General features: G+C 66.0%; 23 protein-coding genes. 16 read left to right on the plus strand and 7 right to left on the minus strand.

The genetic code is table 11. The annotated features are described in order from the left end of the window. Positions 1 to 3 precede the first annotated feature (3 nt). Both dctA and FA90_RS01615 read right to left on the minus strand, forming a co-directional pair. Entirely contained in the window at positions 4 to 1,347 is a 1,344-nt protein-coding gene (dctA, locus tag FA90_RS01610) for a C4-dicarboxylate transporter DctA (RefSeq protein WP_036165219.1), read from the minus strand. Positions 1,348 to 1,492: 145 nt separating this feature from the next. Beyond that, on the minus strand, positions 1,493 to 2,659 hold the full coding sequence (locus FA90_RS01615; protein ID WP_036165222.1) for a mandelate racemase/muconate lactonizing enzyme family protein: 1,167 nt from the start codon (positions 2,657 to 2,659) through the stop codon (positions 1,493 to 1,495). Between the two features lie 141 nt (positions 2,660 to 2,800). On the opposite strand from FA90_RS01615, the gene FA90_RS01620 reads away from it, so the two are divergent. Together FA90_RS01620 and FA90_RS01625 are read left to right on the plus strand one after the other, a co-directional pair. After that, positions 2,801 to 3,727, plus strand: a complete 927-nt coding sequence (locus FA90_RS01620) for a LysR family transcriptional regulator (RefSeq protein ID WP_373994627.1) — start codon at positions 2,801 to 2,803, stop codon at positions 3,725 to 3,727. A 250-nt stretch (positions 3,728 to 3,977) separates the two neighbouring features. Further along, positions 3,978 to 5,021: a porin gene (locus tag FA90_RS01625; RefSeq protein ID WP_239700484.1), complete on the plus strand. Its 1,044-nt coding sequence runs from the start codon at positions 3,978 to 3,980 to the stop codon at positions 5,019 to 5,021. Positions 5,022 to 5,120: 99 nt separating this feature from the next. Here the strand turns inward: FA90_RS01625 and FA90_RS01630 are convergent, their stop codons facing one another. From FA90_RS01630 to FA90_RS26125, 3 genes are all read right to left on the minus strand, one after another. Beyond that, the gene (locus tag FA90_RS01630) at positions 5,121 to 5,696 is read right to left on the minus strand and encodes a superoxide dismutase (protein WP_036165228.1); all 576 of its coding nucleotides are present in this window, start codon (positions 5,694 to 5,696) and stop codon (positions 5,121 to 5,123) included. 100 nt (positions 5,697 to 5,796) lie between these two features. Next, complete coding sequence (xseA, locus tag FA90_RS01635; protein WP_036165231.1) at positions 5,797 to 7,155, minus strand: exodeoxyribonuclease VII large subunit; 1,359 nt, start codon at positions 7,153 to 7,155, stop codon at positions 5,797 to 5,799. A gap of 237 nt (positions 7,156 to 7,392) precedes the next feature. Further along, positions 7,393 to 7,722 (minus strand): hypothetical protein, encoded by a 330-nt coding sequence (locus FA90_RS26125; RefSeq protein ID WP_156116546.1) that lies wholly within the window; start codon positions 7,720 to 7,722, stop codon positions 7,393 to 7,395. Positions 7,723 to 8,447: 725 nt separating this feature from the next. Here FA90_RS26125 and FA90_RS01640 point away from each other — a divergent pair. The 7 genes from FA90_RS01640 (at position 8,448) to FA90_RS01665 (ending at position 12,696) form a co-directional block, all read left to right on the plus strand. Then, positions 8,448 to 9,053, plus strand: a complete 606-nt coding sequence (locus FA90_RS01640; protein WP_036165234.1) for a MotA/TolQ/ExbB proton channel family protein — start codon at positions 8,448 to 8,450, stop codon at positions 9,051 to 9,053. Further along, positions 9,053 to 9,505, plus strand: coding sequence for a biopolymer transporter ExbD (locus tag FA90_RS01645; RefSeq protein ID WP_036165237.1), 453 nt, complete (start codon positions 9,053 to 9,055; stop codon positions 9,503 to 9,505). The genes FA90_RS01640 and FA90_RS01645 overlap by 1 nt, the downstream gene beginning before the upstream one ends. Positions 9,506 to 9,540: 35 nt before the next feature. After that, positions 9,541 to 10,569, plus strand: a complete 1,029-nt coding sequence (gene lpxK / locus FA90_RS01650) for a tetraacyldisaccharide 4'-kinase (protein WP_036165241.1) — start codon at positions 9,541 to 9,543, stop codon at positions 10,567 to 10,569. Next, positions 10,550 to 10,723, plus strand: coding sequence for a Trm112 family protein (locus FA90_RS25410; RefSeq protein WP_081933573.1), 174 nt, complete (start codon positions 10,550 to 10,552; stop codon positions 10,721 to 10,723). The genes lpxK and FA90_RS25410 overlap by 20 nt, the downstream gene beginning before the upstream one ends. A 26-nt stretch (positions 10,724 to 10,749) precedes the next feature. Continuing rightward, entirely contained in the window at positions 10,750 to 11,502 is a 753-nt protein-coding gene (gene kdsB / locus FA90_RS01655) for a 3-deoxy-manno-octulosonate cytidylyltransferase (protein WP_036165244.1), read from the plus strand. 160 nt (positions 11,503 to 11,662) lie between these two features. Next, positions 11,663 to 12,319, plus strand: coding sequence for an adenylate kinase (gene adk, locus FA90_RS01660; RefSeq protein WP_036165247.1), 657 nt, complete (start codon positions 11,663 to 11,665; stop codon positions 12,317 to 12,319). Positions 12,320 to 12,474: 155 nt separating this feature from the next. Continuing rightward, positions 12,475 to 12,696 (plus strand): hypothetical protein, encoded by a 222-nt coding sequence (locus FA90_RS01665; protein ID WP_036165250.1) that lies wholly within the window; start codon positions 12,475 to 12,477, stop codon positions 12,694 to 12,696. A 53-nt stretch (positions 12,697 to 12,749) separates the two neighbouring features. On the opposite strand, the gene FA90_RS01670 is transcribed toward FA90_RS01665, so the two are convergent. Further along, positions 12,750 to 13,286 (minus strand): thioredoxin domain-containing protein, encoded by a 537-nt coding sequence (locus FA90_RS01670; RefSeq protein WP_036165251.1) that lies wholly within the window; start codon positions 13,284 to 13,286, stop codon positions 12,750 to 12,752. Between the two features lie 221 nt (positions 13,287 to 13,507). Here FA90_RS01670 and FA90_RS26130 point away from each other — a divergent pair, with 221 nt between their 5' ends. After that, on the plus strand, positions 13,508 to 13,693 hold the full coding sequence (locus FA90_RS26130) for a hypothetical protein (protein ID WP_156116547.1): 186 nt from the start codon (positions 13,508 to 13,510) through the stop codon (positions 13,691 to 13,693). Positions 13,694 to 13,847: 154 nt separating this feature from the next. Here the strand turns inward: FA90_RS26130 and FA90_RS01675 are convergent, their stop codons facing one another. Beyond that, the gene (locus tag FA90_RS01675; RefSeq protein WP_036165255.1) at positions 13,848 to 15,149 is read right to left on the minus strand and encodes an acetyl-CoA hydrolase/transferase family protein; all 1,302 of its coding nucleotides are present in this window, start codon (positions 15,147 to 15,149) and stop codon (positions 13,848 to 13,850) included. A 276-nt stretch (positions 15,150 to 15,425) separates the two neighbouring features. Here FA90_RS01675 and FA90_RS27460 point away from each other — a divergent pair, with 276 nt between their 5' ends. From FA90_RS27460 to FA90_RS01700, 6 genes are all read left to right on the plus strand, one after another. After that, positions 15,426 to 15,554, plus strand: a complete 129-nt coding sequence (locus FA90_RS27460) for a hypothetical protein (RefSeq protein ID WP_275041305.1) — start codon at positions 15,426 to 15,428, stop codon at positions 15,552 to 15,554. Continuing rightward, positions 15,551 to 15,868 carry a hypothetical protein gene (locus FA90_RS01680; protein WP_036165257.1) on the plus strand — a complete coding sequence of 106 codons (318 nt, stop codon included), beginning with the start codon at positions 15,551 to 15,553 and terminating at the stop codon, positions 15,866 to 15,868. The genes FA90_RS27460 and FA90_RS01680 overlap by 4 nt, the downstream gene beginning before the upstream one ends. 84 nt (positions 15,869 to 15,952) lie before the next feature. Further along, the gene (locus FA90_RS01685) at positions 15,953 to 16,795 is read left to right on the plus strand and encodes a hypothetical protein (protein ID WP_036165260.1); all 843 of its coding nucleotides are present in this window, start codon (positions 15,953 to 15,955) and stop codon (positions 16,793 to 16,795) included. A gap of 123 nt (positions 16,796 to 16,918) precedes the next feature. Next, positions 16,919 to 17,686, plus strand: a complete 768-nt coding sequence (locus FA90_RS01690) for a 3-hydroxyacyl-CoA dehydrogenase (protein ID WP_036165262.1) — start codon at positions 16,919 to 16,921, stop codon at positions 17,684 to 17,686. A gap of 97 nt (positions 17,687 to 17,783) precedes the next feature. Continuing rightward, complete coding sequence (gene ggt / locus FA90_RS01695) at positions 17,784 to 19,580, plus strand: gamma-glutamyltransferase (RefSeq protein WP_036165265.1); 1,797 nt, start codon at positions 17,784 to 17,786, stop codon at positions 19,578 to 19,580. Positions 19,581 to 19,780: 200 nt separating this feature from the next. Then, positions 19,781 to 24,088 carry a hybrid sensor histidine kinase/response regulator gene (locus tag FA90_RS01700; RefSeq protein ID WP_239700485.1) on the plus strand — a complete coding sequence of 1,436 codons (4,308 nt, stop codon included), beginning with the start codon at positions 19,781 to 19,783 and terminating at the stop codon, positions 24,086 to 24,088. Positions 24,089 to 24,143 lie beyond the last annotated feature (55 nt).

Genomic DNA, 24,143 nt, shown 5'->3' on the forward strand with positions numbered 1-24,143 from the left:
CTGCTAATTGCCCAGCGAAGCGGCGGACTTGGCCGGGGCTTCGGCAGGGTTGTCTTTCGGGGCGTCGACAGGCAGTGCCGACCCGCGCTCGAGCACGGCTCTTGCCTGCCGGAGGTCGAGCACCTTCTCCCAGCGCGCGACCACGACGGTGGCGACGCCATTGCCGATCAGGTTGACGATGGCCCGCGACTCGTTCAGGAAGCGGTCGACCCCCAACAGCAGCACCAGTCCCGCCACCGGGATCTTGTGCATCGACGCCAGCGTGGCGGCCAGGGCGACGAAACCGGCACCCGCGACGCCCGCCGATCCCTTGGACGTGAACAGCAATACGCCGAGCAGGATCAGCTGGTCCCACAGCGACAGGTCGATGTTCATGGCCTGGGAAATGAAGATCGCCGCCATGGTCAGGTAGATCGCCGTGCCGTCGGCGTTGAACGCATAGCCTGTCGGCAGCACCAGGCCGACCACGGGTTTCGGAATGCCCATGTTCTCGAGCTTGACCAGCATTTGCGGCAGCACCGATTCGGTCGACGCCGTGCCGAAAGTGACCAGGAGTTCGTCCTTGATATAGCGAAGGAACTGAAGCAGCGACAGCCCGCACAGGCGCATCACGATACCGAGCACCACGAACACGAAGATGGCCGAGGTCAGGTAGAGGCAGAGGATCAGCTCGCCGTACGAGGCCAGCGTACCGATACCATATTTTCCGACCGTGAACGCGACACCGCCGAAGGCGCCGATCGGGGCAACATACATCGCGATACGCACGACACCGAACATCCCCTGCAGGAACATGTCGAGCATGTCGACGAACGGCTCGACCGGCTTGCCCAGGCGCGCCAGGGCGACGGCCAGCAATACCGAGAAAAAGATGATCGGAATCATGTCGCCATTCGCGAACGCCCCCACGACGCTGTTCGGGACGATGCTCATGAGGAAGTCGATCGCACCGCCGTGCTGGTGGGCTTTCTGCGTATAGCTTGCGATGGCTCCCGCATCGATATGCGAGGGATCAATGTTCATGCCGCTGCCCGGCTTGAACAGGTTGACGATCAGCAGGCCGATGGCCAGGGCGAGGGTCGAGGCGAATTCGAAGTACAGGATGGCCTTGAGGCCCACGCGTCCCGCTTCGTGGACGTTGTTCATACGGGCGACGCCAACGACGATCGACGCGAAGATGATTGGCGCCAGCAGCATCTTGATCATCTTGATGAACAGGTCGCCCAGCGGTTTGGCCTGGGTGGCCAGGTCCGGCATGTAGTGTCCGAGCAGGATGCCGGCGATGATGGCGATCACGACCTGCACGTAGAGTTTGGAGAGGTATTTCCCGGCTAGAGTGGATCGCATGCTTGTCTCCTCGTGCGACTTTTTATGCTGAACGACATGGGGCCGCAGCGACGGTGCCGACAGGCGCCGTCGCGGTGATCCTTCCCTGTCGATGGATTTGCTCGGCCTCGCCTCTTTTGTACAGGGCGCTGCGGCCGGATGTCGATTAGCTCGACAGCTTCTGCATCTCGGCGTACAGGTCCGCCTTGCCCTCGAAGCCGATGCCCGGCAGGTCCGGCATGGTGATGTAGCCGTTGTCGACCTTGACGCCGTCCGGGAACCCGCCATACGGCTGGAACAGGTCGGGATAGGACTCGTTGCCGCCCAGGCCGAGGCCGGCCGCGATGTTCAGCGACATCTGGTGGCCGCCGTGAGGGATGCAGCGGCTCGGCGACCAGCCATGTTCGCGCAGCATGTCGAGTGTGCGCAGGTACTCGACCAGGCCGTAGCTCAGCGCGCAGTCGAACTGCAGCCAGTCGCGGTCGGCGCGCATGCCGCCGTAGCGGATCAGGTTGCGCGCGTCCTGCATCGAGAACAGGTCTTCGCCGGTCGCCATCGGGTTCTTGTAGTAGTTGCGCAGCGTTGCCTGCAGTTCGAAGTCGAGCGGGTCGCCCGGTTCCTCGTACCAGAACAGATCGTATTGAGACAGCGCCTTGGCGTACTGGATCGCGGTGTCGAGGTCGAAACGGCCATTGGCGTCCACCGCCAGCTTCTGGCCATCCTGCAGCACCGACAGGATGCTGTCGATGCGGCGCAGGTCTTCGTCGAGCGAAGCGCCGCCGATCTTTTTCTTGACCACCGTGTAGCCGCGGTCGATATAGCTGCGCATCTCGTCCTTGAGCTTTTCGTGGTCCTGGCCGGGATAGTAGTAGCCGCCGGCCGCATACACGAAGATCTTGCGATCGGGCGTGCCGTTGCCGTAGCGGTCAGCCAGTAGCTGGAACAGCGGCTTGCCCTCGATCTTGGCGACCGCATCCCAGATCGCCATGTCGATCGTGCCGATCGCTACCGAGCGCTCGCCGTGGCCACCCGGTTTTTCGTTCTTGAACATCGTCGCCCAGATCTTGTGCGGATCGAGGTTGGTGCCGGCGTCGTCCACCAGCGATGCGGGATCGGCTTCGAGGATGCGCGGAATGAAGCGCTCGCGCATCAGCGTCCCTTGGCCGTAGCGGCCGTTCGAGTTGAAGCCGAAGCCAACCACTGGCTTGCCGTCGCGGATCACGTCGGTGACCACGGCGACCAGGCTCAGCGTCATCTTGCTGAAGTCGATGTAGGCGTTGCGGATCGGCGAGCTGATCGGGACGGTTTTTTCACGGATTTCTAAGATTCTCACGGGGGGCTCCTGAGGACAATCGCATGACATGGATGCGACCAAGTTTCGGAAAGCCATAGATTAAGACGCAAAATGATGCCTATAATTCGCCAGCATTCAATTATGAAATGAGTTAAGGTGAAGAACGAACCCACTTCCGACATGCAGTTCTTTATTCTCGTCGCCAAGCACGGCAGCCTGGCGGCGGCGGCGCGGGCCATCGACCTGACACCGCCGGCGGCCACCAAGCGCTTGGCGACGCTCGAAAGCCGGTTGGGCGTACGGTTGCTGAACCGGACCACGCGCACGCTCAGCCTGACCAGCGAAGGCGAGACCTATCTGCAGCATGCGACGCGCATCCTCGCCGAAATCAAGGAAATGGAGGACATGGTCTCGCAGGGCCGCTCGACGCCGCGCGGCCTGCTGCGCGTCAACGCGACGCTGGGTTTCGGGCGTACGACGATCGCGCCGCTGGTGTCCGCGTTCACGGCGCGCTATCCGGAAGTCGAAGTCCAGATGGAGGTGACGGACAGGCCGATCGACCTGGTCGAGACAGGCTTCGACCTGGCGATCCGGTTCGGGGCGTTGCCAGACAAGCGGCTCAATGCGCGCAGGATCATGTCGAACCGGCGCTTCCTGTGCGCTTCGCCAGGCTACCTGGAGCGCCACGGCACCCCGAACAGCCTGGCGGACCTGGCCACTCACCGCTGCATCATCCACCGCCAGAATGACGACGCCTACGGCATCTGGCGTTTCATGCACCATGACCATAGCGAAGTGATCAAGGTGCACGGCATGCTGTCGAGTAACGATGGCGATATCGTGCTCGGTTGGGCGCTGGACGGTCACGGCATCCTGATCCGGTCCGAATGGGACTTGGCCAGGTACCTCGACAGCGGACGGCTGAAAATCGTCTTGCCCGAGTTCGAACTGCCGACGGCGGACCTGTTCGTCTACTATCCCAGCAAGCGCAACCAGACGATTCGCGCGCGCGCGTTCATCGACTTTCTCGTCGAGCAGTTCCAGGGGCCCGAGGATCGTCCGGGCGGACGTACGAAAGGACGCGAGCACTCTGGCAAGGCGCCTTGAATATCGGGGCCGCCGCTTATACACCACTACGGCTTTCCGGTTATTCACTCAAGGTGAAAAGTCAAATAAATCTCACCAATACTACGTTCGCGGCTCAGGTCATATATATTGGTCCAAATGCGATTGATGCACATCAGTCATTTTTACTTGGACGATAGGGTAGCCCGAGACGGCACCTGTCTGGACAACGTTAACGAATAACGAAGCGGGCCAAGCCCCAACAAGGAGACACAGCTTGAAAAAAATAGCATTGATCGCGCTCAGCCTGGCTGCAGCGGGCGTTCACGCGCAATCCAGCGTGACGATCTATGGCATCGCCGATGCCGCCATCGTCGGCGAAAGCGGCGGCAAGACCAGCATGACCAAGGTCACCAGCGGCGCAGCGTCAGCCTCGCGCCTGGGCTTTCGCGGCAGCGAAGAGCTGGGCGATGGCATGTCGGCATTCTTTACCCTCGAGACCGGCGCCAAGATCGATACCGGCGAACTGGACGCAAGCAACACCATCTTCAACCGCCAGGCCTTCGTTGGCCTGAAGACGGAGGGCGGCTCGGTTGCCCTGGGCCGTCAGTACACGCCTTATCACCTGGCGCTGATCCAGGCGGTCGACCCGTTCGGCACCGGTTACGCCGGCACTTCCAAGAACCTGTTGCCGGACAATGGCACCAATGTCCGGGCCAGCAACAGCGTGACCTATTCCTCGCCCAGCGTGAGCGGGGTGAACGTCGACCTGTTCTACAGCGCGGGCGAGCAGTCGGAAATAGCGGCGGGACGCCAGTTTGGCGGCGGTATCAACTATGCAAAAGGCCCGCTGTCGTTGCGCCTCATTTACAACAGCAGGAACACGGACGTGGCGGCGACCGGGGTGAACCATGATCTCGGCCGCAACCTCCTTCTGGGCGGTAACTACAAGTTCAAATGGTTCGCGCTCTATGCGGGGTTCGAAGTGGACAAGGGCTACAACAGCGCACCGCTGGGCAATCCGAACAATCCGTATGGCGGCGTGGCGCCGACGGCGTCTACCGATGGCCGCGATCTGCTGCTCGGCCTGAAGGCGCCGCTCGGTCCGGGTACGCTCATGTTCTCGACCCAGTACAAGGACGACCGTACCCACTTCAACCAGGACGCAAGCGAATGGGGCATCGGGTATCTGTACAGCCTGTCGAAGCGCAGCGGGCTTTATCTGGCGTATGCCCATATCAACAACAGGAACGGTGCCGGGTACACGGTCGCCAACAATACGGAAGCAGGCACCGGCGACAGCGCCTTCAACCTGGGCATACGGCATACTTTCTGAGCCTGTTTCTGAGCCTGTTTCTGAGCCTGTTTCTGAGCCTGTAAACGGGAACAGCCCGCAAGAGCGGGCTGTGGATCAGTGACTGGTCGTCACTTGCGATTACGCGAAGTTCTGGTTCACGAAGTCCCAGTTGACGATGTTCCACCACGACTCGACGAACTTCGGACGGGCGTTGCGGTAGTCGATGTAGTAGGCGTGTTCCCAGACGTCGCAGGTGAGCAGGGCCTTGTTCTCGGTGGTCAGCGGGGTGCCGGCGTTCGAGGTGTTGACGATGTCGACGGTGCCGTCGGTTTTCTTGACCAGCCAGGTCCAGCCCGAGCCGAAGTTGCTCACGGCCGATTTCTGGAACTCTTCCTTGAACTTGTCGAACGAGCCCCACTTGGCGTTGATGGCGTCCAGCACCGGGCCGGTCGGCGCGCTGCCGTTCGGGGTCATGCAGTTCCAGAAGAAGGTGTGGTTCCACACCTGGGCGGAGTTGTTGAACACGCCGCCCTGCGATTTCTTGATGATCTCTTCCAGGGGCATGTTCTCGTACTCGGTGCCCTTGATCAGATTGTTCAGGTTGGTGACGTAAGCCTGGTGATGCTTACCGTAGTGGAACTCCAGGGTCTCAGCGGACATCGTCGGCTGGAGGGCGTCCTTGGCATACGGCAGCGGCGGCAGAGTGTGTTCCATGTCTTGTTCCTTGATTGGTTGGAAACGGGTTGGTTCTTCCTAAGCGGCGCTTATTCTAAACCGTATGCGTGAAGGTTGCATGTCTGGCTTTACGAAACGATCAGAGCCGGTCCTGAACGCCCGCCACGCTGACCTCCGCGCTGCCTTCGGCCAGGCGCACCAGCAGCACGTCGCGCGGCTTGATCTGACCCGGCGACGTGAGCACCTTGCCCTTGGCATTGCTGACGATCGCGTAGCCGCGCTCGAGCGTGCGCTGCGGGTTGAGCAGCTCGAGCTGGGCGGCCAGCGCGCTCAGGCGCTCGCGCCGCTGGCGCAATATCGCCGCCATGCTGGCCGCCAGGTGGCGCTGGTCAGATGCGAGCTGGGTGCGGATGCTGCGCAGGTCCGGCCGGTGGCGCGCCCAGCGCTGCTGCAGCTGGGCCAGCAGCACGCCCTTGCGGTTGAGCGGGCCGCGCACCGCGTGGGTCAGGGTGCTGGCCATGCCGAGCAGGCTCAAGCGCTGGTTGGCGATGCGCGAGGACGGGCTGACCAGGCGCCGGCCGAGGTTGTCGAGTCCCTGGCCGGCGTCCCCCAGGATGCGTTCCATGGCGCGCTGCAGGTCGCCGGCGTCGGCGCGCAGCGAGGACAGCCAGTCGGTGCGGGCGGTCGCGGCCAGCTCGGCGGCGGCGGTCGGCGTGGCCGCGCGCAGGTCGGCGGCGAAGTCGGCGATGGTGAAGTCGGTCTCGTGGCCGACGCCCGAGATCACCGGCATGGGCGCATCGGCGATCGCGCGCGCGACGACTTCTTCGTTGAAGCTCCACAGGTCTTCGATCGAGCCGCCGCCGCGCGCGACGATCAGCACGTCGACCTCCGCGCGCGCGGATGCGGTGCGGATGGCGTCGGCGATTTTGTCCGCCGCGCCCTGGCCTTGCACCGGCGCCGGATACAGCACCACGCGCACGTGCGGCGCGCGCCGCCTGAGGGCGGTCAGCACGTCGCGCAGCGCCGCCGCCTGCAGGCTGGTGACGATGCCGATGGCGCGCGTGAACAGCGGCAGCGGACGCTTGCGCTCCTCGTCGAACAGGCCTTCCCGGGTCAGCTTTTCCTTCAGGCGCATGAAGGCTTCGAACAGGGCGCCGACGCCCGCGCGGCGGATCGCCTCGACGTTGATCTGGTAGTCGCCGCGCGCGCCGTACAGCGTGACCAGGGCGCGCACCTCGACCTTGTCGCCTTCGCGCGGCGTGAAGCCGGCGTACTGGGCGCGGCCGCGGAACATCACCGCGCGCACCTGGGCCGCGTCGTCCTTCAGCGTGAAGTACCAGTGGCCGGAAGCGGCGCGGGTGAAGTTCGACACTTCGCCGGCGATCCAGACCAGGGGGAAGGAGCGCTCGAGCAGGCGTGCGACCTGCTGGTTGAGGCTGGTTACGGTGAGGACCGGAGGCGATGCATAGGCCGGATCGGCGTCGTCGGAGCTGAACATAGGAATGCGCTGGTGTGAAGCTGTCCACAAAAACAGGAGCGTCACGGATGAGGCGCGCTTCTGCGGTAAAACTGCAAATAGCTTTTGTAAGCCACTGATTTTTAATAAAAAAACACTATGCCCGATTTCGATGCAGAAATAAAATTTCCTTACGGATCAAAGACTTCGGTGTCGTCATGCGTACTTGGCCACAATCTTATCCACAGAATTTGTGGGAAAGTGGATAAGCTCATCTGTTTAAAAATCAAGCAGCGTGTGTTTTATTATGGAAATCAAGGACTTGCCCTGCAGTTCTGGCTTTTGCTCACATTGTTTTCCACAATTAATGTGCAAAGCTGTCTCGGCGACCTGCATCAAGCGCGGCGCGTAAGCGCTGTGTATGACCCCCGCCGACATGCCTAAAAATGCTGCAGTGAGAAAAAATCCTTCAATTTCAACAGCTTGGGTAAAGCTCAATCTCCTTGCTAACAATCTTTTCCACAAAATTTGTGAAGAAGCGCCGAATGCGGAATCAGTCAGCTTTTCATCAAACCGATGAGCGCCAGCTTGTGGGTAACCCTTCCGCATACTCTGGGCAAGAACCGCACTATACCAGCAGGGCAGGGCGCAATACCTGTGAAGCGTCGCGAACGTGGTTGCTTAAAACGGAGGCATGACGGCGATCTTCTTGCAGAATCAATGACTTAACCCACAGTTTAGAGGCTTGCGCACATTGTTTTCCACAATTAATGTGCATACCCACGCGACATAACAAAGTTCAGCCGCAATTCTTGTTTATTTGATACGATCAGTGTGTTCCGCATCGGGAAACAGGAATGTGCTTCAAAAATGTGCAGGGGGAATTTTCCCTTATAAATCAAAGCGCATAGTCACAGCCGCGCACCTTGCGCACAATTTTGTCCACAAAATTTGTGCAGAAGCTCGGTGCGGTCAGGCCGTTTGTAGTCGGATGAAACGCTGCCGTTTTTTTAATCTTGAAATTTTCCTGCTGTAAATCAATGGCTTAGCGGCGGGTAGGGGGTTTAACCCCATCTTTATCCACAGAAATTGTGGGCAACTACATGCCGGCAACATCCCAGAATTTTGCAGTTGAGAAACCTCCTGCGCGTCTGCCGTGTTTTTGCGCAAGCAAAAATATCCTTTAAGAATCAAAGGCCTTTCCAATAGGAAGCACCCTTGCACACACTTTTATCCACAGAAAGTGTGCAGAACTCTACTTGCCGCAAAGCTGGCAACACGTTACATTGCGCAATCTCAACCCGCTTGATTTTTTACCTATTCAGGAGTCCCTCTTGCTCGCCATTCTTCAAGCCGCCGGCTGGCCCATCTGGCTGTTGCTGATTGCCTCGATCATTGCCCTGGCACTCATCATCGAACGCCTGATCTATCTGCGCCGGGAAAAGATCCTGCCGCGCCAGTTGCTCGATGAAGTCATCCAGGTCTACCGAGGCGGCCGCGTGACCCCGGACATCATCGACAAGCTGCAGCAGAATTCGCCGCTGGGCGCGGTGCTGGCCTCGGCCCTGCGCAACGTCGACGCGCCGCGTGAAGTGATGAAGGAATCGATCGAAGAGGCGGGCCGCGGCGTCGCCCACATGCTCGAGCGCTTCCTGACCACCCTTGGCACGATCGCTTCGCTGGCGCCGCTGATGGGCCTGTTCGGCACCGTGGTCGGCATGATCGAGATCTTCGGCGCCCAGAACGCCAGCGGCACCAACCCGGCCCAGCTGGCGCACGGGATCTCGGTGGCGCTGTACAACACCGGCTTCGGCCTGGCGATCGCGATGCCGACCCTGGTCTTCTACCGCCACTTCCGCGCGCTGGTGGACAGCTTCATCATCGACATGGAGCTGCAGGCGGTGAAATTCGTCGACGTCGTCCACGGTGCGCGCAAATGATGGACTTCCGACGCGGCCGCAAGCGCGAGGATCCGGAGATCAACCTGATCCCCTTCATCGACGTGCTGCTGGTGGTGCTGATCTTCCTGATGGTCACGACCACCTACAGCAAGTTCACCGAACTGCAGATCACGCTGCCGACCGCCGACGCCGAAAAGGCGGTCGAGCGCCCGTTCGAGATCAACGTGACGGTCGACGCCAAGGGCAACTACACGGTCAATAACGTGCCGGTGTCGTTCCACGGCGTCGACGGCCTGGCCGAAGACCTGAAGCACGCGGCCGCCACCGGTCCGGACGGCCAGCCGCTGGCGCAGCCGGCGCGCGACCCGGTCATCATCGTCAATGCCGACCAGTTCGCGATGCACCAGATGGTCATCAACGTGCTGGAAGCGGCGCGCCTGGCGGGCTACGACAAGCTGACGTTTGCGGCCCAGACGGGCGGGCAGAAGTAATACCGGCCGGCGCGTCGGCGCCGGCCTTCGTTTTCATGGCATCTTCCCTCGAATCCACTCTCACCCGCGCCTGGCTGCGGCGCGGGCTCCTGGCCTGCGCCTTGTGGCCGGTGTCCATCCCGTTCCGCCTGCTGGCGGCCCTGCGGCGCGGCCTGTTCCGCGCCGGCGTGCTGAAGTCCGAACGGCTGCCGGTGCCGACGGTCGTGGTCGGCAACATCTTCATCGGCGGCACCGGCAAGACCCCGCTGACGATCTGGCTGGTCGAGCAGCTGCGCGCGGCCGGCCTGCGCCCAGGCGTGATCTCGCGCGGCCATGGCAGCGCGGCCGCCCATCCGCGCGAAGTGGGCGCGACCGCGCGTGCGCGCGAGGTCGGCGACGAGCCGCTCCTGATCGCGGCGCGCACCGGCTGCCCGGTGGTGGTGGGGCGGCGCCGGGTCGAGGCCGGACGCCATCTGCTGGCGCTGCATCCGGAGGTCGACGTGATCGTCGCCGACGACGGCCTGCAGCATTACGCCTTGCGGCGCGACGTCGAGATCATCCTGTTCGACGGCCGCGGCGCCGGCAACGGCTGGACGCTGCCGGCCGGTCCGCTGCGCGAGCCGCCGTCGCGCCGGCGCGATTTCACAGTGGTCAATGCGCCCGACCTGAGCCCGGCGCTGGCGCGCGCCGTGGGCGGGGAGCCCTGGCAGATGCGCCTGGCGGGCGACGTCGCCGAACGCCTGAGCGATCCGGCGCAACGCCTGCCCTTGAGCGCGTTCAAGGACCAGCGCGTGCTGGCCGCGGCCGGCATCGGCAATCCCGGGCGCTTTTTCGGCATGCTGCGCGCGGCCGGGCTGGAGGTGACGGAACAGGCGCTGCCCGACCACCACGACTTCCTCGACGATCCTTTCCGCAGCGCCGATGCCGATGTCATCCTGATCACCGAGAAGGATGCAGTAAAATGTCGGCAACTTGAAAACATTAACAACGATCTGCGCCTGTGGGTCGTGCCGGTGGCTGCGCGGATCGATCCCGCGCTGGCTGCCCAAATCGTGGAGAAATGTCGTGGACGCCCGACTGCTTGATATCCTGGTCTGCCCGTTGTGCAAGGGACCGCTCGAATATGACAAGAAAGCGCAGGAACTGACCTGCCGCCCGGACCGCCTGGCGTATCCGATCCGCGACGGCATTCCGATCATGTGGGCCGACCAGGCGCGCAAGGTCGAGCCGAGCATCTGAGGCGGCGCTGAACGCATGAGATTCGCATGAGCTTCGTCGTCATCATCCCGGCGCGCCTGGCGTCGACCCGGCTGCCGAACAAGCCGCTCGCCGACCTGGGCGGCAAGCCGATGGTCGTGCGCGTGGCCGAGCGCGCGCGCGAATCGGGCGCGGCGCGCATCATCGTCGCCACCGACCACGCCGACATTTTGGCGGCCTGCGCCGCGCACGGTATCGAAGCCTGCATGACCCGCGCCGACCATCCGTCGGGCACCGACCGCATCGCCGAAGTCGCGCGCACGCTGGCGCTGCCCCCGGGCGCGGTGGTGGTCAACCTGCAGGGCGACGAGCCGCTGATCGACCCGGCCCTGCTGGCGGCCTGCGCCGCGCGCATCGACGCCGCCACGCCGATGGCCACCTGCGCCCATCCGCTCTCGAACGTGGACGAAGTCTTCAACCCGAACGTGGTCAAGGTCGTGCTCGACAAGCTGGGACGCGCCTTGTACTTTTCGCGCGCGACGATTCCCTGGCATCGCGACGGCTTCGCGCGCGACCGCGCGACCCTGCCGGCAGGCTATGCGCCGCTGCGCCACGTCGGCCTGTATGCATACAGCAACGCATTCCTGCAGCAGTATCCGCAGCTCGAGCCGGCCCCGCTGGAAGCCATCGAAGCGCTCGAACAATTGCGCGTGCTGTGGCACGGCTACCCGATAGCGGTGCACGTGACGGACTCGGCGCCGCCGGCCGGCGTCGACACGCCGGAAGACCTGGAACGCGTACGCCATTACTACACGTCTTGATCCTGCTGGAAACTTTGTGGCAGGCGGCCTGCGCTACATCAAGCGGCCTGTAGATAAGGGCCGCGCAGTGGCATTGGGCCTGCCTTTTATGGTAAGTTTCGGGTCAAGCTAGTCACATTTGCATCAAACTAAGCATTAACAAAACTATTAGGAATCCTTCATGCGTCTCATTCTGTTAGGAGCCCCCGGTGCCGGTAAAGGTACCCAGGCGAATTTCATCAAAGAAAAATACAACATCCCCCAGATCTCCACGGGCGACATGCTGCGCGCGGCGATCAAGGCTGGCACCGAGCTCGGCCTGGCGGCTAAAAAAGTGATGGACGCAGGGCAACTGGTGTCGGACGACATCATCATCGGCTTGGTGAAGGAGCGCCTGAAGGAAGCGGATTGCGCCAGTGGCTACCTGTTCGACGGCTTCCCGCGTACGGTCGCGCAGGCCGACGCCATGAAGGACAGCGGCGTGAACATCGATTACGTGCTGGAAATCGACGTGCCGGACGAGATGATCCTGGAACGCATGACCGGCCGCCGCAGCCACCCGGCCTCGGGCCGCGTCTACCACGTCAAGTTCAACCCGCCCAAGGCCGAGGGCGTCGACGACGTGACCGGCGAGCCGCTGGTGCAGCGCGAAGACGACAAGGAAGAAACCGTCGCCAAGCGCCTGTCCGTCTACCACAACCAGACCGAAGTGCTGCTCGGCTACTACAACAAGTGGGCGCAATCCGGTCTGCCGGGCGCGCCGAAATACCGCAAGATCTCGGGCGTCGGCCCGGTCGAGCAGGTGCGCGACGCCGCCTTCGCGGCGCTGTCCGAGTAAGTTCTATAGGTAGTTCGAGGCGATGCGGTCTTCACCGCACGCCTCCGGCTCCGGATGACAGCAAGCCATCCGTCCAGTTTTCAGATCACTAGTCGTCACAGCAGGGCTGGGCCCGTGTTGAACCGGTTTTTTGATCAAGAAACGAGGGGGACGATATGGCAGTCACGCAGTTCATCTTCGCCGTCGCCTGCGGCGTCATCGCCGTGTTCTATGGCCTGTGGTCGCGCAGCCGGGTGCTGCTCCAGGACCCGGGCAATGCCCGCATGCAGGAAATCTCGCTGGCCAAGCCGGCGGCGCCGTCGGTTGACGCGCCGGCGGCGCTGCCGGTCGCCGCGGCGCCAGGCGTGGCGGAGGGGGCCAGGCCGCCGGGGCGTTGACGCCGCGCGCCGCCCTCACGCGGGGATGCGCGCGGACTCACGCCCGCGTGCGGCTAGCGCCCTGCAGCCTCGCGCAGCGCCGCCTCGAGCGAGTCGATGTCCGAATCGCCCGGGTAGTGCTGGCCGTTGATGAAGAAAGTCGGCGTGCGGTCGGCGCCGTCGTGGCGGCCGCGCTCGATGTCGCCGTGCACCCGCTGGCGCAAGCGCCGTTCCTGCACGTCGTCGCGGAAGCGCTCCATGTCCAGGTCCAGGCTTTCGGCCAGCACGGCCAGGTCCTGCGGCTCGAACACCTGGCGCTGCTGCTCGAACAGGCTGTCGTGCATTTCCCAGAACTTGCCCTGCTGGCCGGCGGCTTCGGCGGCCTCGGCGGCCAGCTCGGCCAGCGGGTGCAGGTCGGACAGCGGGAAGTTGCGGTACACCAGGCGGATGCCGCCGAGCTGCTCGCCGATCCCATCGGCCAGGTCGCTCAGCGCCGCATGGGCGCGCGCGCAATAGGGGCATTGGAAATCGCCGTACTCAATCAGCGTCAACGCGGCGTTCTCGGGACCGCGCACGTGTTCGTCCGGTCCGATCTCGTCAACTCGTTTCATTCGTCCTCCTGTTCATGATGAGGGAATGATGGCATGTCGGGCGGATCGTCGCCGCAACGTTCGAATAGGCAATTTATTTTCAGAATGACATCCATCGATGCGCCGTAATTATCCGCGCTGCGGTACAGTAGCGTCATCCGCTGCGCCGCACCATCGCTGGCGCTGCACGCATTTATCACGATTTCACTACCAACCTTTCTATTCACTTTATGGAGTTCAACATGATTAGCTATCAAGGAAGAATGGGCGCCGCCGCCCAGGGCCCCGAGCCGAACCTGCCGCAGCGCCAGGACAGCGCACAGCATGCCGTCCAGCTGTCCGACCCGGACGAGCTGCGCCGCGCCTTCCTGCTGTACGGCACGGCCGGCCTGACGCTGCGCAGCGAGGAAGCGTCCACGGCCGCCTGAGTCACCGGGGCAAACGGCCGCGTCGCAGGCGCGGTCGTCACCTCAAGGCGAACCTGTCACCTCAAGGCGAACCCCGATCGCGCTGCGATTGCGGTTCGCCTTTCCACATCATCACGCCAAACGGCGCGCCCGCCAGCGTCTCATCCAAAGCATCTCATCCAAATACGCACATCCGCCTGGCCTCGTCGCGCAGCCACGACCGGAAGTCCGGGTGGGCGATCGCGATCAGCGCCTGCGCGCGCTGGCGCGCCGGCTTGCCGCGCAGCTGGGCCACGCCACACTCGGTCACCACGTAGTCGACGTCGTTCTTGCTGGTGGTCGCGTGCGTGCCCGGCGACAGCGTCGGCACGATGCGCGACACCGTGCCGTCCTTGGCCGTGGAGGGCAGCACGATGAACGATTTGCCGCCGCGCGAGCGGTTGGCGGCGCGCATGAAGTCGACCTGGCCGCCGGTGCCGGAATAGGGCAGGTGGCCGATGCTCTCGCTGCCGCACTGGCCGAGCAGGTCGACCTGCAGGCTGGCGTTGATCGTCACCAGCTTGTCGTTCCGGCCGGCGACGTAAGGGTCGTTGGTGAAGTTCGACGGGTGCATCTCGAGCATCGGGTTCTGGTGCATGAACTCGTACAGGCGGCGCGAGCCGAGCGCGAAGGTCGCCACCATCTTGCCCGGCAGGAGCGTCTTCCTGCTGTTGTTGACGGCGCCGGCTTCGACCAGCTTGAGGATGCCGTCGCCGATCATCTCGGTATGGATGCCGAGGTCGCGCTTGCCCGTCAGCTGCATCACCACCGCGTCCGGGATGCCGCCGTAGCCGATCTGCAGCGTCGAACCGTCGTCGATGTGCTCGGCGACCAGGCGCCCGATCGCCTCCTGCACCGGGCCGATGGCCGGCAGGCCGACTTCCAGGATCGGATCGATGCTTTCGACGATGGCCGTGACTTGCGACACGTGCACGTGGCACTGGCCGTGGGTGAAGGGCACGTGCGGGTTCACTTCCAGCACCACGGCGCGCGCCTTGGCGATTGCGGCCATCGTGTAGTCGCAGCCCAGGCTGAGCGCGAAGTGGCCGGAGGCGCTCATGGTTGATGCCATCGCGAACACCACGTCGGCCGGCATCAGGCCGCGCTCGATCAGCGCCGGGATCTCGGAAAAATAATTGGGGATGAAGTCGCACCAGCCGCCTTGCCCGCCGCTGCGCGAGGCGCCCCCGAAAAACAGGGCGGCGTGGCGCACGTGGTCGCGGCATGCCGGCTCGAAGTAGCCGAACTTGCGCATCGCCAGGATCTGCGCGACCTTGACGTCGGCAAAGCGCCGGTGATGTTCGGACAGGGCGCCCAGCAGCGTGGGCGGTTCGCCGACGCCGGTCGGCACGACGATCATGTCGCCGTCGCGCACGTGATCGAGGGCGGCCAGCGCGCCGGCGCGCCTGGACTCGTACAGTTGCGGCGCAGTTTGCATCGCCGTCTCCTGATTTTATCGTCGGATGCTGCACTGATCTCCAGCATAGCAGAGGCGTAGACGAGCGGCGAGGGGAGGCGGCAACGCGCCGGCTCAGGTTGGGGCGGCGGGCATCGCGCCGAACAGCGCCGCCGCGAATGCCGGCAGGACCAGCCGCAGGAAGGCCTTGCGGGCCAGCGGCGAGCAGCGGATTGGGCAGGATGTCGATAGAGCCCAGGCGCGCGCCGGCCTGCGCGGACGCGGCCGATAATGGAGCCATCGAATGCAGGAGGAACGATGAAACGGACCGCATTACCGAGCGCACTCGCGCTCGCCGCCCTGACCGCCGGCGCCTGCCTGCCGGGCCTGGCGCAGACATCGGCACGCGCCGGCGTACAAACCGGCACGCCCCCGCCACGCAGATGACGCCGCAGGCCGGTGCGCCGACGCCGCAGCAGGCGCAAAAGGCACAGGAAAATCGCAGCGACGCCGAAGCCTACCTGCAGCGCGCGGAAGCGGCCGCCACCGGCAGCAGCGGCAGCGCCAGCGCCAACCTCGACGCCGGCATGCCCGGCCAGGCCAGCGGCGCCAGCGCCGGCGGCAGCACCCGCGCCGGCACGCCGGCGACCACGCCGAGTGTCCCCACCGCCGACGCACCCCCGCCGTATGGCCCGGTGCTGCAAGCGCGCCAGCCGCAGGCGGCCGATCCGGCACGCCGGAACGGGGCCACGCAGCGATAAGTGCTTGCGGCGCCGGCCGTCGGTGCAAGGCGCCCGCGCGCGGGCACGGCCGATAATGGCGTCATCGAACGCAGGAGTCGAACCATGAGACGGACCGCATTCCTGGGCGCATTCGCATTCGCGCTCGCCGCGCTGAGCGCCGGCGTCTGCCTGCCGTCCCCGGCCCAGGCGCAGGCAGCGACGCAGATACCGCCGCAGCCCGGCGCGCCGACCGCGCAGCAGGTGCAAAAGGCCCAGCAGAACCGCAGCGACGCCGAGGCTTACCTGCGGCGCGAGGAAGCGGCCGCGACCGGCAGCCGTACCCAGGCCACCGACCGCGCCAACCGCAATGCCGGCGTTCCCGACGAGGCTGCCGGCGCCAGTGCCGCGGGCAGCACGCGCGCCGGCACCCCGGCCACCACGCCGACGGCGCCGAGCGCCGACGCACCACCCGCCTATGGCCCGGTCCTCGATCCGCGCCAGCCGCAATCGAACGATCCGGCGCGCAGGCACCCGGCCGAGGTGCACGACGAGGCCGACGCCGGCGCCAACCCGGCGGTGCTGCAGCAGCCGCCGCAGCAGGGACCGAAGCGCAACAACCCGCAGGCGTCGCGCCGCCATCCGGCCTGGCAGAACGCCGCCGAGCCGATGGCGCCGCGCCCGCTGCGCCGAAGCGGCGTCGACGAGCGCGCCGCGGCCGCCAGTCCCAAACCGGTGCCGGCCCCGGCCGCCGCCCCACAGCCGGTGGTGCCGAGCTCCAGCGCGCTGAACGGCTGCATCGGCGGCAGTTGCACCGATGCCGCCGGCAACCGCCTTAACGGGATAGGCCCCAGCGGGATAGGCCCCAGCGGGATCGGAACCAGCGGGATCGGCAGCGGCGGCAACGCCGGCGTCAGCGCCAGCGGGCGCCTGTGCAACCGCAGCGGCGCCACGGTGCAATGCTTCTGAGCTGATGCGGCGCAGCACGTGGCGCATGGTGTTTCCGGCAAAGCCGGGCTACAATCGTCGAGATTGACGTTTACGTAAACTGTGCAGGCAGCGGCGCGACGTCGACAACAACGAGGAGACACCATGCAAATTCAAGACAATGTATTCATCGTGACCGGCGGCGCGTCCGGCCTGGGCGCGGCCACCGCGCGCATGATCGTCGACAACGGCGGCAAGGTCGTGCTGGCCGACGTGCAGGCCGAGGCCGGCGAAAAGCTGGCCGACGAGCTGGGCGAAGGCAAGGCACGCTTCGTCAAGTGCGACGTCACGCAGGAAGCCGACGGCCAGGCGGCCGTGGCCGCGGCCCAGCAGATGGGCCTGCTGCGCGGGCTGGTCAACTGCGCCGGCGTGGCGCCCGCCATCAAGACCGTCGGCAAGGACGGCCCGCACCCGCTCGACGCCTTCCAGAAGGCCATCAACATCAACCTGGTCGGCACCTTCAACATGTGCCGCCTGGCGGCCGACGCGATCGCCAAGCTCGATGCGCTCGCCTACGACGAACGCGGCGTGATCATCAACACCGCCTCGGTGGCGGCCTTCGACGGCCAGATCGGCCAGGCCGCCTATGGCGCCTCGAAGGCCGGCGTGGCCGGCATGACGCTGCCGATGGCGCGCGACCTGTCGCGCAGCGGCATCCGCGTGATGACGATCGCCCCCGGCATCTTCGAGACCCCGATGCTGATGGGGATGCCGCAGGAAGTGCGCGACGCGCTCGGCAAGATGGTGCCGTTCCCGCAACGCCTCGGCATGCCGCAGGAGTACGCCCACCTGGCGCGCGCCATCATCGAAAACGTGATGCTCAACGGCGAGACGATCCGCCTGGACGGCGCGATCCGCATGCAGCCGAAGTAAGCCGCGCTGCTCGCGCCGGCGGCATTTGTTGTACGATGCTCTGTGCTAACTGGCGTGCGGCTATGGCCGCGCGCTAATTTTTTGCCCGGAGAATCGAATGAAGTTGAAGTTGCTCGCCCTTGCCGGCGCCCTGTGCGCGCTCGCCCACGCTCCCGCTTTTGCCCAGGACGCGTCGCATTCCTCGCTGCAGCAGGCCCCCGAAGCCGCCACCGGCTACACCGAGAAGTCCGGCTGGACCGCGCGCAAGTACATGGTCGCCGCGGCCAACCCGCTGGCGGTGCAGGCGGGCTACGAGATGCTCAAGAAGGGCGGCACGGCGATCGACGCCGGCATCGCGACGCAACTGGTGCTGACCCTGGTCGAGCCGCAATCGTCGGGCATCGGCGGCGGCGCCTTCCTGGTCTATTACGACGGCAAGAAGACCCATGCCTACGACGGTCGCGAGACCGCACCATCGAAGGCCGACGAGCACCTGTTCCAGCACGCCGACGGTTCGCCCATGTCGCGCACCGAGGGCATCGTCGGCGGTCGTTCGACCGGCGCGCCGGGCGTGCTGCGCATGCTGGCGCTGGCCCACCGCGCCAACGGCAAGCTGCCCTGGAAGACGCTGTTCGAGCCGGCGATCCGCCTGTCCGAGCAGGGCTTCAAGGTCAGCCCGCGCCTGCACAGCCTGCTGGAGGGCGATCCCTTCATCGGCAAGGACCCGACCGCGCACGCCTACTTCTATGGCCCGGACGGCAAGCCGTGGCCGGTCGGGCACGTGCTGAAGAACCCGGCGCTGGCCAAGACCCTGCGCGAGATTGCCGCCGGCGGCGCCGACGTGTTCTACACCGGCCACATCGCACGCGACATCGAAGCCAAGGTCAAGGGCCACCCGACCAATCCGGGCCTGCTCACGGCCGCCGACATCGCCGCCTACCAGGCCAAGGAGCGCGACCCGGTGTGCAATGACTACCGCAGCTACGAGATCTGCGGCATGCCGCCGCCATCCTCGGGCGGCATCGCCGTGGCCCAGATGCTGGGCATGTTCGAGAACTTCGACATGAAATCGCTGGGGCCGGCCGACGGCCTGCTGCCCGGCACCCAGGCCGTGCACATGTTCTCGGAAGTAGGGCGCCTGGCCTACGCCGACCGCGACCGCTACGCCGCCGACACCGACTTCGTGCCGCTGCCCGGGCGCGGCATCCCGGCGCTGCTGGACAAGAACTACCTGGCCGAGCGCGCCAAACTGGTCGATCCGGAGCGCTCGATGGGCGTCGCGCCGGCCGGCCATCCGCCGGGCGTGGAGACGGCCTGGAACTGGGGCCTGGACAATTCGATCGAGGCCCATTCGACCTCGCACATCGTGGCGGTCGACCAGTACGGCGCCGGCCTGTCGATGACCACCAGCGTCGAGGACGCGTTCGGCTCGCGCCAGATGGTCGACGGCTTCATCCTCAACAACCAGCTGACCGACTTCTCGTTCGACTCGCGCGACGCCAGCGGCCCGATCGCCAACCGCGTCGAGGCCGGCAAGCGGCCGCGCAGCGCGATGAGCCCGACCATCGTGTTCGACAAGCAGACCGGCAAGTTCGTCGAGGCGGTCGGTTCGCCCGGCGGCCCCCTGATCATCAACTACGTGGCCAAGGTGCTGGTCGGCACGCTCGACTGGGGCCTGAACATGCAGCAGGCGATCGCGTTGCCCAACTTCGGCAGCCGCAACGGCCCGACCGAGCTGGAAGCCGGGCGCTTCCCGGACAGCGAGATCGAGCAATTGAAGGCGCGCGGCCACAAGATCCGCATCGGCGAGCAGACCTCGGGCCTGCACGGCGTGGAGCGGATCGACATCCATGGGGTGCCGATGTGGTTCGGCGGGGCGGATCCGCGCCGGGAAGGTATCGCCAAGGGCGACTGAGGGGTGGTGGGGGCCTCGGCAAACCTACTGCGCGTCGCATCTTTGGCCTGCGATGCTCGCCGTACCGTAAGTACGGCTGCGCTTCCCTGCCAAACCTGCTTCCGCTCGCTACGGTTTTCCGAGGCCCCGATACAACGCGGAAAATTTCAGAAACGACAATTTTTCGAGCCATAACCGACGGATTTTGTTAATCTTGCCGGGTGGACATTGAACAACAAGCTGATACACGCCCCGGCGCCCGCCGGCGCCACCTGAACCTGCTGGCGGCGCTGGCGATCGCATGGCTGCTTGCGCTGCTGGCCTGCGCGCCCGCGCGCGCGGAGACCGCGCCGACGCCGCGTTTCGAGCAGCTGTCGGTCGACGACGGCCTGGCCCAGGAATCCGTGCTGGCCATCGTCCAGGACCCGGACGGTTTCATGTGGTTCGGCACCCAGTCGGGCCTGTCGCGCTACGACGGTTACCACTTCACCAACTTTCGCAACGTCATCGGCGACCCCAAGACGCTGGTCAACAACTGGGTGCGCGTGCTTTACGTCGACCCCAAGGGCCGGCTGTGGATCGGCACCGACGGCGGCCTGGACCGCTACGAACCCGCAACCGGCACCTTCAGCCATTTCCAGCCGGACGAGCCGGTCAAGCGCGGCAACGGCAACCGCCACATCGCCGCCATCATCGGCGACGGCCGCGACGGCCTGTGGCTGGCCACCAACGACGGCCTGCAGCACTTCGACATCGCCAGCGGCCGCTTCGCGAGCTGGCACCACGTGCCGGGCGTGGCGGCGAGCATCGCCTCGGACAAGGTGAGCGCGCTGGCGCTGGGCCCGGGCGGGCGCCTGTGGATCGGCACCTCGGCCGGCCTGGACAGCCTGGATCCGGACCTGATGCGCTTTCGCCACCACCCGTCGCTGCGCGGCGGGAAGTACGACGTCATCCAGTCGCTGCTGGCGGACGACCAGCAGGGCCTGTGGGTCGGCAGCCTGGGTGGCCTGGACCGCCTGCCGCTCGGCCAGAAGGGCCAGCCGCGCAGCTTCGGCGAGGCGGAGGGGATCGATGCCGGCGAGATCCAGGTGCTGTACAAGGACGCCGCCGGCGAGGTCTGGGCCGGCAGCCAGGACGCCGGGCTGTTCCGCTGGCAAGACGCCGAGGGCCGCTTCAAGCATCACGGGCACCGCATCACCGACCCGTTCAGCCTGGGCGACAGCCACGTCACGGCGCTGTACGCCGACCGGGTCGGCACGTTCTGGGTCGGCACCTGGTATGGCGGCGTGTCGCGCACCGACATGGGCAACAGCGGATTCACCCGCATCGTGCGCGGGGTCGATGCGCCGATTACGCTGGAAGACAACAAGGTGCGCGGCATCGCCGCCGGCGCCGATGGCCGCCTGTGGCTGGCCAGCCAGGGCGGACTGCACCTGTTCGATCCGGCCGGTGGCGAGGAAAAGACCTGGCGCCTGGCGCCGGTCGACAAAGGCGCGACCGGCGCCGCGGCGGCGATGACGGTCGCGGTCGGGCCGGACGGCGCGGTCTGGGGCGGCACCCACAATGGCCTGGTGCGGCTCGATCCGAAGACCGGCAAGCTGACGCGGCGTGCGCTGGCGCCGGACAGCGTCGACGCCGGCAACGTGCGCAACCTGCTGTTCACGCGCGACGGCACGCTGTGGGTCGCCACCCGCGGCGGCCTGCACAAGCTCGACCCGGCCGGCCGCCTGACCACCTACCAGCACGACCCGGCGGTCGGCGCCAGCCTGGCCGACAACGTGGTGCGCCCGATGCTGGAAGACAGCCATGGCCGCATGTGGGTCGGCACCTTCGACGGCCTCGACCTGCTGGACCGCGCCACCGGCAAGTTCCGCCACTTCCGCCACGACCCGCTCGATCCGGCCAGCCTGTCCAACGACGAGGTGCACTACCTGCTCGAAGACCACAAGGGCACGCTGTGGGTCGGCACCGCGGTGGGCCTGAACCGGATGGTGATCGGCAGCGATGGCGCGCTGCGCTTCCAGCGCTACACCAGCCGCGACGGCCTGGCCGACGACGCGGTCGCGGCGATGCTCGAAGACGAGGGCGGCGACATCTGGGTCAGCACCTCGAGCAGCGTGTCGCGTCTCGATCCGGCCAGCGGCGCCTGGCGCAACTACAACTCGACCGACGGCACCATCGAAGGCTTCTACTTCGACGCCTCGGCCTACCGCGCGCAGGATGGCACGCTCTACTTCGGCGGCAACAACGGCATCACCGCCTTCAATCCGCGCGCGCTGCACGACAACCGCGTCGCGCCGCGCGCCGTGATCACCGGCCTGCAGCTGTTCGGCCAGCCGTGGCAGCTGCGCCACCCGGGCTTGCTGCCGGGCCCGATCGAACGCCTCGGGGAAATCACCCTGAGCCCGGAAGACTCGATGTTCACGCTCGAGTTCTCGGCGCTGCACTTCGCCGCGCCGGGACGCAACCGCTTCGCCTACCGCCTGGTCGGCTTCGACCAGGACTGGATCGGCGCCGACGCCACCAAGCGCTTCGCCACCTATACCAACCTCGACCCGGGCCGTTACGTGTTCCAGGTGCGCGCCGCCAACAAGGACGGCGTCTGGAGCGACAGCGCGGCCAGCATCGCGATCACCGTGCTGCCGCCGTACTACAAGACCTGGTGGTTCCGCGCCGTGTGCGCTCTGCTGGTGGTCGGCATCGCGTATTTTGCCTACCGCCTGCGCCTGGACGGCCTGCAGCGCCAGAAGGACATGCTGGAGTACCAGGTCAGCGCCCGCACCGAGAAGATCGAGCAGCAGAACCGCCTGCTCGAGCGCCAGACCCACGAGCTGCGCGAGCAGCAGCGCCAGGTCCGCCGGCGCACCGACGAACTGGCCCAGGCCAACGGCGCGCTGCAGGAGAACGAGGAGCGCCTGTACCTGGCCAAGCAGCGCGCCGAGGACGCCACGCGCCAGAAGTCCGAGTTCCTGGCCAACATGAGCCACGAGATGCGCACCCCGCTGGCCGGCGTGATCGGCATGCTCGGCTTCGCGCTGCGCGACGGCGGCCTGCGCGACGCGACCCGCGAGCAGATCCTGCGCGGGCAGGGCAACGCCCAGTCGCTGCTGGCGATCATCAACGACCTGCTCGACTTTTCCAAGATCGAGGCCGGCAAGCTGACCATCGAGAACATCGACTTCGCGCTCGACGAGACCATGGGCCACGTGGTCACGCTGTTCGAGGAGCAGGCCGGGGCGCACAGCGTCGGCTTCGCGGTGCACCTGGACGACGACCTGCCGCGCTTCGTGGTCGGCGACCCGACCCGGCTGCGCCAGATCCTGGTCAACCTAGTCGGCAACGCCTTCAAATTCACCCGCAGCGGCAGCGTCACGGTGCGGGTCGAGCGCCGCGCCGAAGACCAGCAGGATCCGGCCCGGCGCAACATGATCCGCTTCTCGGTCGAGGACACCGGCATCGGCATCGAGCCTTCGGCCCTGCCGCGCCTGTTCCAGAAATTCGAGCAGGCCGACGCCACCACCACGCGCCGCTACGGCGGCACCGGGCTCGGGCTGGCGATCTGCCGCCAGCTGGTCGAGCTGATGGGCGGCAGCATCGGCGCCATCAGCACGCCGGGCGTCGGTTCCACCTTCAGCTTCGTGCTGCCGCTGGCCGACGGCGTGCAGCCGTCGACCGTGATCGACGCGCCGCGCGAGCCGCACACCCATCGCCTGCGCGTACTGTGCGCCGAGGACTACCCGACCAACCAGATCATCGTGCGCATGATGCTGGAAGAACTCGGGCACCAGGTCGACGTGGTCGAGAACGGCGCGCTGGCGGTGGCCGCCTGCGCGCGCACGCGCTACGACCTGATCCTGATGGACGGGCGCATGCCGGAGATGGACGGCGCCAGCGCCACGCGCCTGATCCGCGCCGGCGGACCGCTCGGCGCGCCGGTGCTCGACCAGCAGCTGATGATCGTCGCGCTGACCGCCAACGCCAGCGAGGAGGACCGCGCGCGCTACCTGGCCTGCGGCATGGACGCCTTCCTCGCCAAGCCGATCGACGAGGCCCAGTTGCATTACCACCTGACGCGCGCGATCGAGCGCCAGCTGCAGCGCGGGTTCAGCCTGCCGCCGCTGCCGGCCGCGGCGCCTGCGCACGAAGCCGGTGCGGGGACGCCGTCGACGGCCGAGCTGGACGCGATGTTCGGCGTGTTCACCGGGCCGCCGCCGCTCAGCGTCGCCGCGGCGCGCAACGAAGGCCGGCGCGCGGGCGACCTCAAGGCGCGCATGCGCAGCGCCTTCCTGGCCGACCTGCCGCGCCGGCGCAGCGAGCTGGATGCGGCGCTGGCCGCCGGCGACCTCGACGCCGCCGGACGCCTGCTGCACGGCATGCGCGGCAGCGCCGGCTACCTGGACGAGGGCGCGCTGTACCAGCTGTGCGGCGAGCTCGAACGCGAGGCCGATGCCGGCCGCCTGGAGGAGGTGCGCGACGGCGTGCCGCGCCTGCTCGAACTGCTGGCGCGTGTCGACGAAGCGACAGCCTGAAGCGTGCGCGCCTTCGATGTCGGTATAATAATTTCCTTAAGACAACATTTGACAC

It is taken from the genome of Massilia sp. 9096, assembly GCF_000745265.1.
Lineage (GTDB): Bacteria > Pseudomonadota > Gammaproteobacteria > Burkholderiales > Burkholderiaceae_D > Telluria.